The following is a 15,501-nucleotide window of genomic DNA, read 5'->3' as shown; positions in this document are numbered from 1 at the left end:
ATGCGAGGCCCTTGTTCCCCTCGCAAATTGGTAACGCTTACATACTGAGTTTATGGATCATTTCCGAATTCGTAAATATGCTATTTCGATCTTCACTCTTAAAAACACGGAAAGTACTGTTAAAACAGGGGTTTACGCTTTTGGTTCCAGCTTGTCATTGTCATTTCGGAGACATAAAACATGTGGAATTTGACCCATTTCCCTCTTGAAGTTGTCGTTTGGAGTAGCTTCGCATGAACTTGAGAGATGTCCGATCTGAATGAAAGTTGAGAAACAGACCTTAAAGTCAAAACCCACATATGTTTAGGAAAGAGCTATTCCATGTGTAGGTCGCATTCTGGATTCACATCGGTCATACAGGTCGCAAGGTCTTAGCATGCATAGCGCATTACCATCTTGAATGTAATAGAAGTTCCTCTTCATTGCTACTGTGTTTCGACCTCCTCCTCATGCATTTGACCTTCTAATGTCTTTCGGTCTGCTCTTGTAATGGGTGAGGCGCACCTTTTCTCTCTTGATGCTTAGGAAAAGTAAAGGATAGATTTAATTCAACCACATAAATGTAATATTATCTATCACACATTTACCACCTGCATCAAGCTCCCTTATGGCTTGGCTTTATTCTATGAGTTTCTTCCCGTCTCCGTAAATATGTCGTTTTCACCCTTGGCTACAAGGCACATAAACGTAGATAAACACTGGGTATATCCAGTCATATATGTTGAATTTGCACATGACATGGAGATCTTGAATGAATGATAATTTCCGGATCAGGCCAGAAAAAAAGCCGCTCCGTTAACATGAAGCGGCTTTATCACCTCAATAGATATTGATTTACATCTTATACACGACAATCTTAATGTTATTTAACATAACATCAATTACCTTAATTTCACTTTTTGAATTACTTACGAGTTACAAAATGTAACATACATAAATAGAATCAATACTTTTCAGTCGGACTAATCAAGATTCGAACTGAAAGACGGCCGCTCTCCCTACGCAAGCTTTTTCATATCGATCGTCGGTTTCAGAAAAAATAAAAAAAAGCGCGCTCCGATCTCAGATCGGAGCACGCTGGCAAGGCTTGATTATTTTCCAGAAGGCTGTGCTTCTGCAGTGTATCCTGTTGGTATGTCTGTCTCTGCGGTTACATCGGTAATAACCATTGGATACATCATGTCCGGGTCAGGTTGGATAATCGTATACAGCACGATGGCACGTCCATCCTTCTCCAGTTTCACATCTTCAATCTTCAACCCATAACCAGGATGAGGCATTTGCGCGGTCAGTTTGACTTTTACAGTCTTGTCATCCACTTTGGTTGATGTCACGGTAGGCACAATCCCTTGTTGGCCTTCGCCTGGATTCGTTGGAGTCGGTTCTGTCGATCCGCCATTGCCGTGCTTATCTACAAATTCAAGTGCATTGAAGATCATGCTTGCAGCCTCCATACGGGTAAGCGACTGATCTGGACGGAAGTTTCCGTCCTTATCCAGTTCAATGATGTCCATGTTCAGCAGGTTCTGGACCGCAGATTTGGCGTCCTTACCGATTTTATTTTCGTCCTTAATATCATTATACAGCATGATCACCGGATATTCTCCGGTTGTGTTAATCCCTTCAAGGAGCAAAATGGCAAACTGCTCACGCGTCATTTTGGCCTGTGGATTCAACTCCACCGGAATGGACAAACCATTCTGTGTTGCAGCCTGAACCGCATCGGCGTACCAAGTCGTTGGACTAATTTTATTTTGTGCCGAAGCGGCAGCGTATTCATTTTTGAGACCAAAAGCGTTCACAATCAGTTGAACACCCTGTGGCTCGGACAATGCGAGATCCGGACGAAATAGATCCGCCGTTACTCCATTAACAACACCCTTGGAATGTAACGAGTCCACAATCGTTTTTTGTCCTTCATCTTTTACATCCGAAAATGCAAGTACCGATGCACCTCCTGCCGTCAAAGACACGCAGAGCGCAAGCGTTGCAGCCAATCCTTTTTTATGTTTCATTTCTTGGCACCTCCATATTTAGTAAACCCAATTTTTGACCTCTTCAATCCTACAGACGGCAGCCCCCCCTGAAATGTTTCAGTAAAATCGACATCTGGTGAATAAATGATGGAAATACTGCATATATCCCTTACCCTACGGGCGCCGATCTGCTTTCTTTCCATTATGCTTGCTTGCTTCGTTGACATCCTTACCGTTTAGCGCAAAAATAAGAATAGAGAATTCTAGCGAATAACGGATAAACTGCAAACCGGATCGCATAAAGTAAGAGGGCACGACGCGCTATTATCAGGTGTCGGCCCTTTTCTTGACTCCGATTCCAAACCGACTCTCACCCTGAACAAAGGAGAACAAATCTTATGTCCAAGAAAGGATTACTACGAGGCTATGTCATTGCCAACTGGCCCGTATATCTGTTCGCTGTACTACTGATTATTGCCTCCAATGTGGGTCAGGCGTCCTTACCCCGAATTCTGGGCAGTTTCACGGATCAACTCATGCAGAACACACTTCAGATGAATACGGTCATCCGGTACAGTCTTTCGCTTTTGGCTATTGCCATCGCTTATAATCTGTTATTCGGTACCGGACAATTCATGATCATGAAGCTTGGACGCCGCTTCGAATTCATGACACGCGAGCGCATTTTCGGCAAGTTTTCCGAACTTAGCGAGTACTATTTTTCCAAACAGGGAAATGGGAAACTGCTCAGTTACGTCATGAATGATGTTACCTCTGTACGTGAAGCCATCTCCAACGGCGTCACCATGATGACCAATGCAACATTTCTATTATTATCTTGCATCGTGATGATGCTGCTCAGCGGAATCCCGATGAAACTTATTCTGATCAGTATTGTGCCTTTGCTGGCCATTCCCTTTCTGGTCGTTTTTTTCGGTCCGCGAATTCGCAAGCGCTCTCGTGATGTGCAGGATGCTCTTGCAACGATGACGGAATCCGCAGAGGAACAGCTCGGTGGTATTCGTGTAACCAAAACATTTGCCATTGAAGACAGCGCCCGTGAACGATTTGGGTTCACAGTAGATGCAATCAAAAGTAAACAGCTGCGGCTTGTTCGTCTGTCCTCTCTATTTCAGGCCTTGCTACCGCTACTGGGTGCCATTTCATTGGTTGTCTCCCTGCTTGTCGGCGGAATTTTGACGATGCAAAATTCCATTACACTCGGAAGTTTTGTCGCATTGACGTTATATTTGCGGATCATCATGGGACCGCTTCAACAAATCGGTAATGTGATCAATACTATGCAGCGTTCTGGAGCATCACTTGAGCGGGTAAATGATCTGTTGACGGAAGTGCCTGACGTGCGCGAGCTTCCCAATGCGACAAGTCTCCAAGCCGTGAACGACATTACGATTGAGAATCTGTCTTTCTCTTATCCCGGCAGTTCATCCGCTGCGCTCAAAAATATCAGTCTGAATATCCAGGCAGGACGAACCGTGGGTATTGTGGGTAAAACAGGTTCTGGTAAAAGTACCTTTGTGAAGCTATTGCTGCGTACATATGAGCCGCCTGAAGGCACAATCCGCATTAACGGCACCGACATTCGGCAGCTGTCGCTGGAAAGTCTGCGATCCCGTATTGCCTACGTACCGCAGGATGGATTCCTGTTCAGTACAACCATTCGGGACAACATCGCTTTTAGTGACCGCGAGGTTCCGCTGGACACCGTAGAGCACAGCGCACGACAAGCGATGATATACGAGAACATTATCCGGTTCCCGGATCGGTTCGATACCCTGCTGGGCGAACGTGGACTCACGTTGTCTGGCGGTCAGCGTCAGCGCACCAGTCTGGCGAGGGGTTTGATCAAAAAAGCGCAGGTACTCATTTTGGATGACAGTATGAGTGCTGTGGATGCCGTCACCGAAAGTGGCATTCTGCACAGCCTGCGTGAGATTGGTAAAGGCAAAACAACGCTGATTATCTCCCACCGGATCAGTGCAGTCCGGCATGCCGACGAAATTATCGTTCTGGATGAAGGCCGAATCGCTGAACAGGGAACACATGCAGGGCTGATGGCCGCAAAAGGGTTATATGCTGCAACCTATCGTTTGCAGGAGGAGGGATTACATCATGACTGACCGTAACGCTGAAGTTCGTTCAGATGCGGGAGCACAAGCACCGTCAGGCCATGGGTCCGGTTCCGATGCAGGCGCAGACCAGAGTAAGCGGACTTCCTTCAAAGCGATGATGTCCTACGCCCAACCTCATAAATGGGCCTTTGCAGGTATCTTTTTCTGTTCGCTGCTGGGTATTTCCGCCGATCTGCTTCAGCCTTATCTGGTGAAGATCGCGATCGATGATCATCTGGCAATTGGTCAGACTAGTGTAGGCTTTCTTGTCCAGTTGGCAGCTATCTTTTTGGGGCTGGCTGTAATCAGCTTTATTTTTACCTATGTACAAAACAATCTGCTGCAACATGTCGGTCAGAACATCGTCTCTCGCATTCGTAAGGACCTGTTCAAGCATATCTCCAAAATGTCGATGTCTTTCTTCGATCGCTTCCATATCGGCAGTCTGGTGACGAATGTATCCAGTGATACGGAAACGATCAGCAGTTTCTTCACTCAAGTACTGCTAAGTCTCATCCGGGATGGCATGATGCTGGTGCTAATTATCGTCTTTATGTTCCAGCTCGATCCGGTACTCGCAGGGTACTCTCTCATCGTGCTGCCTGTGATCGCCATCGTTGCTGTATTATTTCGGAGCCAACTACGCAGGGCTTATCAGAATGCCCGAACTCGTCTCTCCCGTTTGATTGCATTCACGGCAGAGAACCTGTCCGGCATGTTTTTGATCCAGGCGTTCCATCAGGAAGAAGAGCAGAAGAAAAGATTCACGGAACAGAACCAACTTCACCTGAAGGCCAATATCACACAAGCCCGTTCGAATGTCATATTCAACCGGACGTTTGATATCCTTGGCAATGCGGCGCTCGTTATGATGGTCTGGCTTGGAGGACGTGCCGTGCTGGGTGAATCATTGCAGGTGGGTGTGCTCTATGCGTTTATCAGTTACATCCGCCAGTTCTTCCAGCCGATTAACCAGATCACCATGCAGTGGAACACATTCCAATCAACCACCGTATCCATGGATCGGATCTGGAACATTCTGAGTACCCGTCCGGAAGTCGCTGACCCCAAACCCGGGACTGCCTCCACACTTGAACCACGGAGTGTGATGGGACAGATTGATTTTAATGATGTATCGTTCGGTTATCGGGCAGATCGCCCCCTGATTCAGCATATGAATCTGCATCTCTATCCAGGTGAAATGGTGGGCATTGTAGGCACTACAGGAGCTGGAAAAAGTACGTTGATCTCCCTGCTCAATCGCTTTTACGATGTGAATCAGGGCAGCATTGAAATTGATGGCATAGACATTCGCCATTTCCCGCAGGCCAATCTTCATCGGATCGTTGGTCTGATCCAGCAGGAACCATTCCTTTTCTCGGGCTCCATCATTGACAATGTACGAATGTTCCGCGAGGATATTACTAGAGAGCAGGCTATTCAGGCCTGCCGATTCGTCGGAGCACATGCCATGATTTCACGTTTGCCACAAGGGTATGATACACGTCTTTCCGAACGCGGAAGCGGTCTGTCCGCCGGAGAACGTCAACTGATATCGTTTGCCCGAATCGTGGTCTTTCAGCCCCGTGTGCTTATCCTGGATGAAGCAACCGCGAATCTGGATTCGCATACCGAACAATTGGTACAACAGGCGCTGGAATCCGTCTCTCAGGGAAGAACAACAATTGTTATTGCGCATCGTCTCTCTACGGTCATGCATGCAGATCGGATTCTCGTTATGGAGAATGGTGAAATTGTCGAAGAAGGCTCACATCAGAAGTTGATCGATGCTGAAGGGGTATATGCTGATCTTTACACCCATGCTCGTGAAGCCGGTAATGATTCAGCTATTTCTGGATAGCTCATCGAACCAAGTGGGGTTAAATAAACGTTGAACGTGCCGCTCTGCGATGCAGGCGGCATGTTTGATATATTTTCTGGGAAATGATGTTAAGGAGGCGTATTTATGAAACCTGAATTATATAAATCATCAGAGTCGAAGCTGGAGCATCGACAGATTGGCTATCGCCGTTTCACGGCTGTATGGAAAGGAGCAATATGTCTTCTGTTCTTGCTATTATGTGTCACCCTGTTATGGATCATCTATGAAGATCACGCTGAACAACTGGAGACATTATATTATTCCATCGCAGCCATTCTTGGCATGTGGTTTATCGGGCCCATATTTTTTATGTTTCTGTCCCGGGCAATCGCAAGTCCCCCTGTGTTATTATCCTGGAATGATGAAGGGCTTCGTATCCTTAAACGGACCATTCCCTGGAATGAGATTCGTAAAATTGAGATTGGCTCTCCCGCCTTCAGCAAATGGATATTGTCTGCTTCCCCCATGATTGCCCTGTATTTGAAAGACGGCACCCGGCGTCATATCCAGACCGATCATTTGCTAACCAAAAAAGAGCTCAGTCGAGCAGTTGGTCTTCTGCAGGAGACGCTGCGTGAGAAACAGCAACAGGACATCTGAATTCAGCTCACATCATTCCGACTTTTCGATACCAACAGACAGGTTCATTCTATAATTTCCATACGGCAAAATGGCTTCCAGCAAACTGCCAAGCTGCTCCATTGTTCCTGTGCGTACGATCATCAGATAGCAGCCCTCTCCGCTGACACGGTGAACCTCCACGATGTCTTCACGTGCAGCCATAAATTCACGGAAGGCGGCATGTAGGTCGCCGGAATTCAGAAAAATCATTACAAATGCCTGCAGGCCCAAGCCGAGGCGTTCCGGGTTCCATTTTACCGTATACCCTTCAATAACACCCAGATCATGCAGCTTGCGTACTCTCGCACCTATAGCCTGTCCGGTCAAATGCACCTCTTCGCCGATCTCTTTATGAGAGCGTTTGGCGTCCTGGATCAGGCATTTCAGTATGCGTATATCTGTATCATCAATCGTCTCATTCATCTATTTTGCAATCCTTTCAACTTGAAATTAAAGTGGTCTGTTTTCTTTCAGTGTGTTATTTACGCCCATAAACGGGTTGTATAACATATAGGATAATAACATTAATTCCCGAAGGAGTGCAGCTTCAATGAAAATTCAATTGATTCGTAATGCTACATTATGGTTGGAATATGGGGGTCTGAATATACTGGTTGATCCCATGTTGATGGATAAAGAAGTAATGCCTGCTTTCCCGAACACACCCAATGAGTTACGCAATCCTAGAGTCTCCTTACCCGAGACGGAAACGGATTATGTGAATCCGGATCTGGTGATCGTTACGCATACTCACCCCGATCACTGGGATGAAGCAGCAGCGAAGCAGCTCCGCAAGGATGTACCTCTGCTGTGCCAGCCAGGAGATGAGGCCGTGTTCACTGGAGCCGGATTTACCAACGTTACCGCCGTGAATGAGAAACATGAGTATCATTCTGTACGTTTGGCCCGCACTTCAGGACAACATGGAACCGGAGAAATCGGCGAACGTATGGGCAAGGTGTCTGGTTTTGTATTGGAAGCTGACGAAGAACCTGTCGCCTATATCGCCGGGGATACCATCTGGTGTGAAGAGCCAGCCGAGGCCATTCGTCAATATCAACCTGAGGTGATTGTGGTGAATGCCGGCGGTGCCCGCTTCCTGCAAGGAGATCCGATCACGATGGACGGACCTGACGTAGCTGAAGTGAAACGCCATGCGCCGGATGCTCATATCATCGCTGTGCATATGGACGCCATTAACCATTGCATGATGTCCCGGATGGACCTCGCCAGTTATCTGGCATCCGAACAATTGGACGGACAGGTGCTCATTCCACGCGATGGCGAGAGCTTTGTGTTTGGGCCGGGAGCCGGGTTGGAGTAAAATTTTCGTTGAGACATGTTATGCCGAAAAGGCAGTCTCCGGGTCTTAAGTATGCGCGAATATAAGGGACTGCCTGTTTTGAATATTTCATCGGAATTCCAAAGTTTAGCGAACAATGTTAGTTAACTGTCTAGGGTTGCTGTTTGTCCAAACATCTAAGGAACCCGGGACACTCTATATGGCGAAATAGTACACGTTTTTATATCACGAAAAAAGGCTGGATGCGTATAAACTCGCATCCAGCCTTTTTTCTTATTAAGATCACAGAAATACGGGATCATTCTGCCATCGGAGTGCCCTGTGTTCCGTTGTTCCCTTTATTCCCGGTGCAACCCGCATGAATCTTCCTGATCTACTATTGGACTTTCAATCGGATTACGTTCCACGAAGCTTTGGCCAGGCTTGCCGTGATCAGTGTATCTGATACTTCTGCATCACCACGATTATGCGGAGCAACACGATTCGGCTGTGCTGCGGTATTGGCTGCTTTTAGATCATCACTTTCCAGCACAATATGCTCAATCAAGCGGCACTTCCCAAAGCTGCGCAGATCCACTTCAAGCGGAAGTGATTCTTCCAGATGACGGTTCACGGCAAACACAGTTACTTCACCCTGCTCCTCGTTATGCACCGCAATGCCCTCCAGATAAGGAACATCCGTAATTTGTTTGGTATCATATTTCGGTGACTGAATCAACGGCACAAGTGCTGTTCCACGTCCGAACACGGAAGCATGCATGAACGGATAGAAAATCGTCTGTCTCCATGCAGCACCGCCATTATCCGTCATGATTGGAGCGATCACGTTGACGAGCTGCGCCAGACATGCCATCTTGACTCGGTCCGCATGTTTCAGCATGCTGATCAGCATACAGCCCACAAGCAGTGCATCTTCATGGTTGTATACGTCCTCCAGCTGTGGCGGAGCAATCTGCCATGGGTCCAACTTCTTGTCACTTTCATTGGAGTGGTACCAGACATTCCATTCATCAAAGGAAAGGAACATCGTCTTCTTGCTGCGCTTCTTCGCTTTGATATAATCACAGGTCGCTTTTACCGTCTCAATAAAACGATCCATCTCAAGGGAACGCGCAAGGAATGTTGGCGTATCCTGCTCAGCATTACCGTAATACTGGTGAAGCGACAGATATTCAACATGATCATACGTATGATCCAGCACAGTTGCTTCCCATTCCGGGAAGGATGGCATACCGAGGGATGAACTTCCGCAAGCGACCAGCTCAATCGTCGGGTCTGTCCACTTCATCACTTTTGCCGCTTCAAGTGCAATCCGTCCATACTCTTCTGCTGTTTTGTGACCAATCTGCCACGGACCGTCCATTTCGTTGCCTAGGCACCAGGTTTTGATGGCATGAGGCTCTTTGTATCCATGTTTAATACGCAAATCACTATAATAGGAACCTTCCGGATGATTGCTGTACTCCACGATGTTGCGGGCTGCGTCTACACCCCGTGTTCCCAAGTTGACGGCCATCATCACTTCCGAATTCGCCTGTTTGGACCAATCCACAAATTCGTTAAACCCGAATTCATTGGTCTCGATTGTTCTCCAGGCTAGTTCCAGTCTGCGTTTGCGTTCAGATACAGGCCCAACCGAATCTTCCCAGTTGTAACCGGATACAAAGTTACCGCCAGGATACCGCACAATCGGAACCTGCAGCTCCTTAACCATCTCCAGCACATCACCACGGAAGCCCGCTTCATTCGCTGTAGGATGACCTGGCTCATATATTCCACCGTATACGGCACGTCCCAGATGTTCAATAAATGAACCGTATAAACGTTTATCAACTACGCCAACTGTGAAATCCTTGTCTACCGTCATTTTTGCTTTTTCCATCGTGAAGTTCAGCTCCCTAAGATTAATATAAAAATTAATTGATAATCTATGGATCAACGTTCATATTTATATTAAAATCGATTATGGCAGCAATTTCAACCTGAATTTTGCAAAATGTTATTCTTTTGACTGGATTTATGTTTAACTTAATTCTATAAATCAAAAATGGAGGAACAGATGTGATTAGAGCAAATACCGATGCAGAATGGCTGCCCCTTTACGAAGCACTCGCGAGTGAAGTCCGTCTGCAGATTATCAGGCTTGTCGCGGAGACCCCAATGAACGTGAAGGACATTGCGGCATCACTCGGCCTGAGCAGTGCAATCGTAACCATGCATGTTCGCAAGCTTCAGGATGTGGGCATCATTCAATCCAAAATGATTCGCAAGGATGGCGGCACGCACAAAATGAACAGCCTCGCTGTCGACTGGATTGGCATCTCCATGCCACAGGAAACGGGCACCACCCGCAAGCTTCATGAAGTAGCAATCCCAGTCGGGCATTACACCCATTTTGATGTGTATCCAACTTGTGGACTGGCTACATCCGATCACGTCATTGGACAGTATGATGATCCACGCTATTTTCTGGATCCCGAGCGAATGCATGCCCATATTCTCTGGTTTGGACGCGGCTTCGTGGAATACAAAATTCCAAACTATATCTTGTTAGGCCAACAGATCAGTGCCATTGAATTGTCACTTGAGATAGGTTCAGAGGCCCCTTCGGTCAACCCGAACTGGCCTTCGGATATTACATTCATGCTCAATGGTATTCGACTCGGTGAATGGACAAGTCCTGGAGATTCGGGAAATGGACGAGGCATGTTTACCCCGGATTGGTGGAGCGACAGTGTCAATCAATATGGCATGCTCAAGGTGCTGCGGATCACCCATGAAGGCACATTTATTGATGGACAGCATATGTCCGAAGTTACGCTTGCCGATATTCCCGTGGAACGTAATCAGTGGACATTGCGCCTCTCCGTGGAGGAAGATGCGCAGCATGTGGGCGGGCTGACGTTGTATGGTCAAGGATTCGGCAACTATGATCAGGATATTCTGTTCCGTCTGTACTACCAGGACTAATAAACAACAAAAAGAACCTTCCATCCCCCGTATAGGCAGAGATGGAAGGTTCTATATGTGGTCATTATTTAATAAGCATGCTGGAACTTAAAGTGCACTTCCACCAAACAGGAAACGGTACTCCCAATGTTTGCCGGAGATATCACTAATCGTTACACCGCCGCCAGCGTTGGAATAGGTGTGCAGTATTTTGCCGTCACCCAGATAAATTCCCGTGTGGGTAATCGTAGCAGTGGATTTGTTAACACTAGAATACGATGAAGCCGAACTGCCTTTGTAGGACATAAAGTACATCAGGTCACCACGCTTCAGATTTTTCCAATTGGTCTGAACGGTACCGTTGGCTTTCACATAAGCACCTTGTTTACGCGAATCGGATGGAAGCTTGATTCCAAGTGCATCGATAAATGCCTGGCGGACAAAGCTTGAGCAATCAAACGTAGCCGTACTGTTACGACTTGCCCCAAATTCATAAGGCGTTCCCCAATACTTCATGCCAGCCGCTATGACTTTCTCTACAGAAGCACTGCCTGTAACTGAACTTCCTGTTGTCGTGTTGCCTTTCACGGCTTGTGTATATTTTGAAGAAGAAGATATGTATCCTGTCCGCTTACCGGAGTCCGTAACTTTATACCAGCCTGATCCGGATTTTTGCAGTACCGTAATGGTCTCCCCTTTTGGCACCAAACGAACAATGCTTGCGGAAGAAGATGGTGACGTACGCAAATTTACTCCCCAGATGACTTTAACTTTTGAATTTTCAACTGCGGCTGCCGATGCAGGTGTCGTTAATGCTCCTGTTGTCAGACTTCCCATCAGCATCGTTGCTGTTACACTTGCAGTAATGATCTTGCTTTTCCAGTTCATGATGTCGTGTTCCCCCTGATGTTACAGAATTTTAACCTGGCCTCATTCGCCGGGCTTGCCCCATTGTAAAACGGGCTGTCCATAACGATCATCAGTCCAAAGTCCTGTATTCAATCAGGCAGGCTTGAGCACTAAGAATCAGGGAAACTTCTCACACCCGTTGGCTAAAACTGCCGCAAATCTCTTCTTTTTCAAAGGTTAAATTATTGTAACTATTTGCTGTGCTTCGTTTTACGCAGAAATGAGGCCTAAACCCATCATCACTTGGGACATGCGACATATGACCTATATTTTAATATTTAAATTCTATATTTGGTAAATATTACTATGATTCATTTCTCGATTATCCAAACCTATACTCCTAAAATCATCACAAAAAAGCCGGAGATATCTCCCCGGCTATACTCGTTTCAATATGAATTAATTATGGCTCAATACCCCAAGCATTGACTCCGCCAATATAAGCGGTCACTTTATTCCAGGCGCTGAAGGCCGTTTTGGTCGCATCGAAGGAATAGTCATTGGTCTGATCAAAATTCGTCCAGTTGTTCTTCGAGAAGCGACCTTGGATAATTCCCGTCTCTGCTCCCGCAGCCAGACTGCCTGCTTCGGATTTAAAACCAATCTCCAGATACGTATCCGCTGTGCCTTTGGCCGGATCTACCGTCACAAATTGAGCTTCAACGTTGGCGCTTCCAACCTGAGCGTAATCACACCAGAAACTCAGATCGGATGCACTATCCTTCGTAAAGTAATACCGCACCTTCACCTGACTCAGATCTACTGCTGTCGTGCCTGTGTTCTTGATATTGAACTGCGGGGTCACCGCATTGCCTGACGTCCCTGAACCGCCATTGCGATATTGCACTTCAAGTGCACCTGTTGTTACAGGAGGCGCTGTTGGTGTCACCGTCACTACATTGGACAAGGTCTGCCCGCTTGCATTCACTGCCACCACTCGGTAATTGTATGCAGTACCGTTCACTGCCGTGGCATCCGTGTATGTCAGTGCCGTCAGACCTGCAGCCAGATCGGCGTAGGCTCCACCTGCTACCGAGCGTTGTACCTTGTAACTTGCAGCTCCGGTCGATGCGGTCCATGTCAGCACAGCCTGACTATCGCCTGCCGTTCCCGTAAGGGTTAACACGCCCGGTATGGAAGTTCCCGCTTGCGGTGTTGCAGAGGCTTGAGCAGAAGGTGCAGATTCACCAGCAGTATTCACTGCCGTCAATACATAATAGTACGTTTTTCCATTCGTCAGTCCTGTATCCGTGAAGGTCGAACCGGTAACCCCTGTTGCTATGGAAGTATACGGGCCACCGTTCACCTCTGCACGTTTTACCGTGTAAGAAGCTGCACCCGTGGATGCGGTCCAGTTCAGAACAACCTGCTCACTGCCTGCTGCAGCTGTCAGACCGGCCGGAGCTGCTGGCACTTGGACCCCTGGGCCTCCTGCGTCACCTAGGAGACGATCAAATTCGCCATACGCGGTAGCCATATCCACCTGTGACCAGAAACGGTGATACGTAAAGGTTGGTGCGCCATTTTCCCATTTTTTTGTTGTTGGATTATAAGACGTTTTGTACAGATTATCCAGATAAGCCCATGCCGGATCTTGCTTGATGGCTGGACGCAGGTCAGAATAACCAATGTATACGCCATTACCACCCTTGGCCGGGTCAGAAGGTACGCCGGCTGTACCCGGTATCGTGTTACCCTGTCCGAAGGTTCCCGTCCAGTTCGCCGGAATATAAATCTCTTTGGCGAAGAAGCGGAAGTAGTCTTTACGTACTTCCTCGGTCACAATCCCCACACCATCATTGTAATCCCACGCCGTGTTCAACAGTTTCTCTGCCATATCTTTGGCTGCCTGACCTTTGGCACTGAGTACGCCACCTTCGGCTTGAGTTCCCGCTGCAAAGAACGTCAGGGTTTTGATATAACTTCCTAGCACGCCTGTATCCTGAGCAGGATCTTTGGTTATCACATGGAAATTAGGATTGTTCGTAAAGGAACTGAACCCGTTCCATTTGTCCGGTTGCCCCTGCCATTCCTGGCTGCCTGGAATCCAGAATTCGCCCGGTGCAGGTGTAGTCGCAACCTGTACATTGGTACCGCCAAGAATCCGTTGACCTGCCGCGTTCAGATAATATCCTTCTGCATCCGTCACTGGACGCTCATCAACGAACACATAATCCTTGGCCCAGTCGACCCACTTGGTAATGACTTTTTTGGCCATCTGGAAGTTCTCGGAGCTGAGGTCCCCGCTTTCGGCCAAAATGTAATACATCTCCGCCACGCGCTCCAGCGGCCATGCCTGGAATCCAAACCAGGTGTTGGAATCCGGGTCACGATATACTGGTGCTTCTTGATAGGCCATGTCATAGAATGTGCTTGTTCCTGCCGGATAAGCTGCATATGAACCGCCTATACTGTTGGTTGCTCCCCCGCCGATAGCTCCTTCATGAGATTGTAGCCAAGTGTAGAATTCAAGCTGACGTTTCAGCGTAGCATTCCAATCTGCTTTGGCTGTTGCTGATTTCGGAATCAAGCCGCCAGCCGGATCAGACAAGGCATAGGCTGCCACCGGATTTTGATATGCCTGATGGGTATGACTCGCTCCAATCCGCCAAGCCCAATCCCCACCTTGACCCAAGCCGCCGCCCCATGACGTATACCAGGCCATGAGATACATGTTGGAATCCTTGCCTGTACCCGGAGTTGGTGTACCGTTCTTGGCACTTCCAATCTTTTGGAAGTATTTATCATACATGCCATAGCGAAGATAGTCCCCCATTTTCTTCGCCTTATCCAGATATTCCGTATTGTTGTATCCCATCTCCTTCGCCCAATACAGCACCTGTATAGCACGCGCATCGGCATCCGTTGCGTTCGTGTAACGCCATTGCGCTGACGGTGTCTGATTTTCCTTTGTGAACAAGCTCATGAAGCCTTCGTTTGCCTTACCAAAGGATTTATCATCCTGGGATGGATGCGGGATGGCTTCCCACACAGACTCCTGCTCCCCACGCTGGAACGTGTTCACATAGGTAGCCGTATGCGATGGATTCAGCAAGTTGCCATATCCATACCAATCATCCACATCGACCAGCCAGTGCATGAGATAAGTCTGATTGTCACCATAGGTCGCCTTGAGTTCGGTATCAATTGGGTCTTTACCCGCTGCATATTGACCATTAAGTGGCGATGGATATTGGTCCGGGAAAGGTTTTTCCGCCGCATAGGTAGCAGGGCTGTTCGGGTTGTATGAGCTCATCGTAGGCTGCTCTTCCTTCCCGTCACCTTCGTTGACCGGGATAATATATTTCTCCATGCTGTCCCAAGCCGCTTCCAGTTGAGACCAATCTCCCGTATAGTGACCATACATTGTTTCCAGCCAGAGCCAGTAGCTATATGCCTCGGATGTTGTCATGTGTCCATAATCCGGTGCCTCGCTCATCAGCGTTTCAATGGAATGATAGGGAAGGCCTTCTGGAGAGAAATAACCGTTCGCCGGATCTTTCAGCTGATCATACAATTGCAAAAATCGAGCTTCGTTTATCCCATCCGCCTGAGCATCAATGGTCTGCTCTTCGGCATAAGCCGTTTGGGGGCCCGCCCATAACCCGGAGTATCCGGTCAACATTACAGTCCCTGCAAGCATGGCCGTCAAACTTTTTTTCGCAGCTGATTTCAACATGTACTTACCTCCCTGGAATGGTGAAATTCAATTTGAATTACTTTGGGTCT

General features: G+C 47.6%; 10 protein-coding genes. 5 read left to right on the top strand and 5 right to left on the bottom strand.

The window, feature by feature from the left end; genetic code table 11:
• Window positions 1-1,091: 1,091 nt before the first annotated feature.
• The gene (locus tag BMY78_RS01675; protein ID WP_063564589.1) at window positions 1,092-2,015 is read right to left on the bottom strand and encodes an S-layer homology domain-containing protein; all 924 of its coding nucleotides are present in this window, start codon (window positions 2,013-2,015) and stop codon (window positions 1,092-1,094) included.
• A 359-nt stretch (window positions 2,016-2,374) separates the two neighbouring features.
• Between BMY78_RS01675 and BMY78_RS01670 the strand changes: the two genes are divergently transcribed.
• The 3 genes from BMY78_RS01670 (at window position 2,375) to BMY78_RS01660 (ending at window position 6,590) form a co-directional block, all read left to right on the top strand.
• The gene (locus tag BMY78_RS01670) at window positions 2,375-4,117 is read left to right on the top strand and encodes an ABC transporter ATP-binding protein (protein WP_090894077.1); all 1,743 of its coding nucleotides are present in this window, start codon (window positions 2,375-2,377) and stop codon (window positions 4,115-4,117) included.
• Between the two features lie 106 nt (window positions 4,118-4,223).
• Window positions 4,224-5,969 (top strand): ABC transporter ATP-binding protein, encoded by a 1,746-nt coding sequence (locus BMY78_RS01665; RefSeq protein WP_090901879.1) that lies wholly within the window; start codon window positions 4,224-4,226, stop codon window positions 5,967-5,969.
• Window positions 5,970-6,074: 105 nt separating this feature from the next.
• Complete coding sequence (locus BMY78_RS01660) at window positions 6,075-6,590, top strand: hypothetical protein (RefSeq protein ID WP_090894075.1); 516 nt, start codon at window positions 6,075-6,077, stop codon at window positions 6,588-6,590.
• 12 nt (window positions 6,591-6,602) lie between these two features.
• Here the strand turns inward: BMY78_RS01660 and BMY78_RS01655 are convergent, their stop codons facing one another.
• Window positions 6,603-7,034: an Lrp/AsnC family transcriptional regulator gene (locus tag BMY78_RS01655; protein WP_090894073.1), complete on the bottom strand. Its 432-nt coding sequence runs from the start codon at window positions 7,032-7,034 to the stop codon at window positions 6,603-6,605.
• A 127-nt stretch (window positions 7,035-7,161) separates the two neighbouring features.
• On the opposite strand from BMY78_RS01655, the gene BMY78_RS01650 reads away from it, so the two are divergent.
• Window positions 7,162-7,935: an MBL fold metallo-hydrolase gene (locus tag BMY78_RS01650; protein WP_090894070.1), complete on the top strand. Its 774-nt coding sequence runs from the start codon at window positions 7,162-7,164 to the stop codon at window positions 7,933-7,935.
• A 355-nt stretch (window positions 7,936-8,290) separates the two neighbouring features.
• Here the strand turns inward: BMY78_RS01650 and BMY78_RS01645 are convergent, their stop codons facing one another.
• Entirely contained in the window at window positions 8,291-9,796 is a 1,506-nt protein-coding gene (locus BMY78_RS01645) for an arabinosylfuranosidase ArfA (protein WP_090894068.1), read from the bottom strand.
• 182 nt (window positions 9,797-9,978) lie between these two features.
• Here BMY78_RS01645 and BMY78_RS01640 point away from each other — a divergent pair, with 182 nt between their 5' ends.
• Window positions 9,979-10,884 (top strand): ArsR/SmtB family transcription factor, encoded by a 906-nt coding sequence (locus BMY78_RS01640; RefSeq protein ID WP_371129145.1) that lies wholly within the window; start codon window positions 9,979-9,981, stop codon window positions 10,882-10,884.
• Window positions 10,885-10,971: 87 nt separating this feature from the next.
• Here BMY78_RS01640 and BMY78_RS01635 read toward each other — a convergent pair whose 3' ends face one another.
• Together BMY78_RS01635 and BMY78_RS01630 are read right to left on the bottom strand one after the other, a co-directional pair.
• A complete protein-coding gene (locus BMY78_RS01635; RefSeq protein WP_090894063.1) occupies window positions 10,972-11,751 on the bottom strand; it encodes a C40 family peptidase in 780 nt (259 codons plus the stop codon).
• 424 nt (window positions 11,752-12,175) lie between these two features.
• Entirely contained in the window at window positions 12,176-15,451 is a 3,276-nt protein-coding gene (locus BMY78_RS01630; protein ID WP_090894061.1) for a glycoside hydrolase family 48 protein, read from the bottom strand.
• Between the last annotated feature and the right edge of the window lie 50 nt (window positions 15,452-15,501).

This window comes from Paenibacillus sp. OK076 (assembly GCF_900110055.1).
Classification (GTDB): domain Bacteria; phylum Bacillota; class Bacilli; order Paenibacillales; family Paenibacillaceae; genus Paenibacillus.
The sequence above is the reverse complement of the archived record's forward strand: the minus strand, read 5'-3'. Positions and strand labels throughout refer to the sequence as shown.

What these genes read in the sequence shown, in the direction of transcription:
- BMY78_RS01670 (WP_090894077.1), top strand. Translation starts at nt 2,375, where the DNA reads ATGTCCAAGAAAGGATTACTACGAGGCTATGTCATTGCCAACTGGCCC.
- BMY78_RS01635 (WP_090894063.1), bottom strand. Translation starts at nt 11,751, where the DNA reads ATGAACTGGAAAAGCAAGATCATTACTGCAAGTGTAACAGCAACGATG.
- BMY78_RS01675 (WP_063564589.1), bottom strand. Translation starts at nt 2,015, where the DNA reads ATGAAACATAAAAAAGGATTGGCTGCAACGCTTGCGCTCTGCGTGTCT.
- BMY78_RS01665 (WP_090901879.1), top strand. Translation starts at nt 4,224, where the DNA reads ATGATGTCCTACGCCCAACCTCATAAATGGGCCTTTGCAGGTATCTTT.
- BMY78_RS01650 (WP_090894070.1), top strand. Translation starts at nt 7,162, where the DNA reads ATGAAAATTCAATTGATTCGTAATGCTACATTATGGTTGGAATATGGG.
- BMY78_RS01655 (WP_090894073.1), bottom strand. Translation starts at nt 7,034, where the DNA reads ATGAATGAGACGATTGATGATACAGATATACGCATACTGAAATGCCTG.
- BMY78_RS01645 (WP_090894068.1), bottom strand. Translation starts at nt 9,796, where the DNA reads ATGGAAAAAGCAAAAATGACGGTAGACAAGGATTTCACAGTTGGCGTA.
- BMY78_RS01660 (WP_090894075.1), top strand. Translation starts at nt 6,075, where the DNA reads ATGAAACCTGAATTATATAAATCATCAGAGTCGAAGCTGGAGCATCGA.
- BMY78_RS01630 (WP_090894061.1), bottom strand. Translation starts at nt 15,451, where the DNA reads ATGTTGAAATCAGCTGCGAAAAAAAGTTTGACGGCCATGCTTGCAGGG.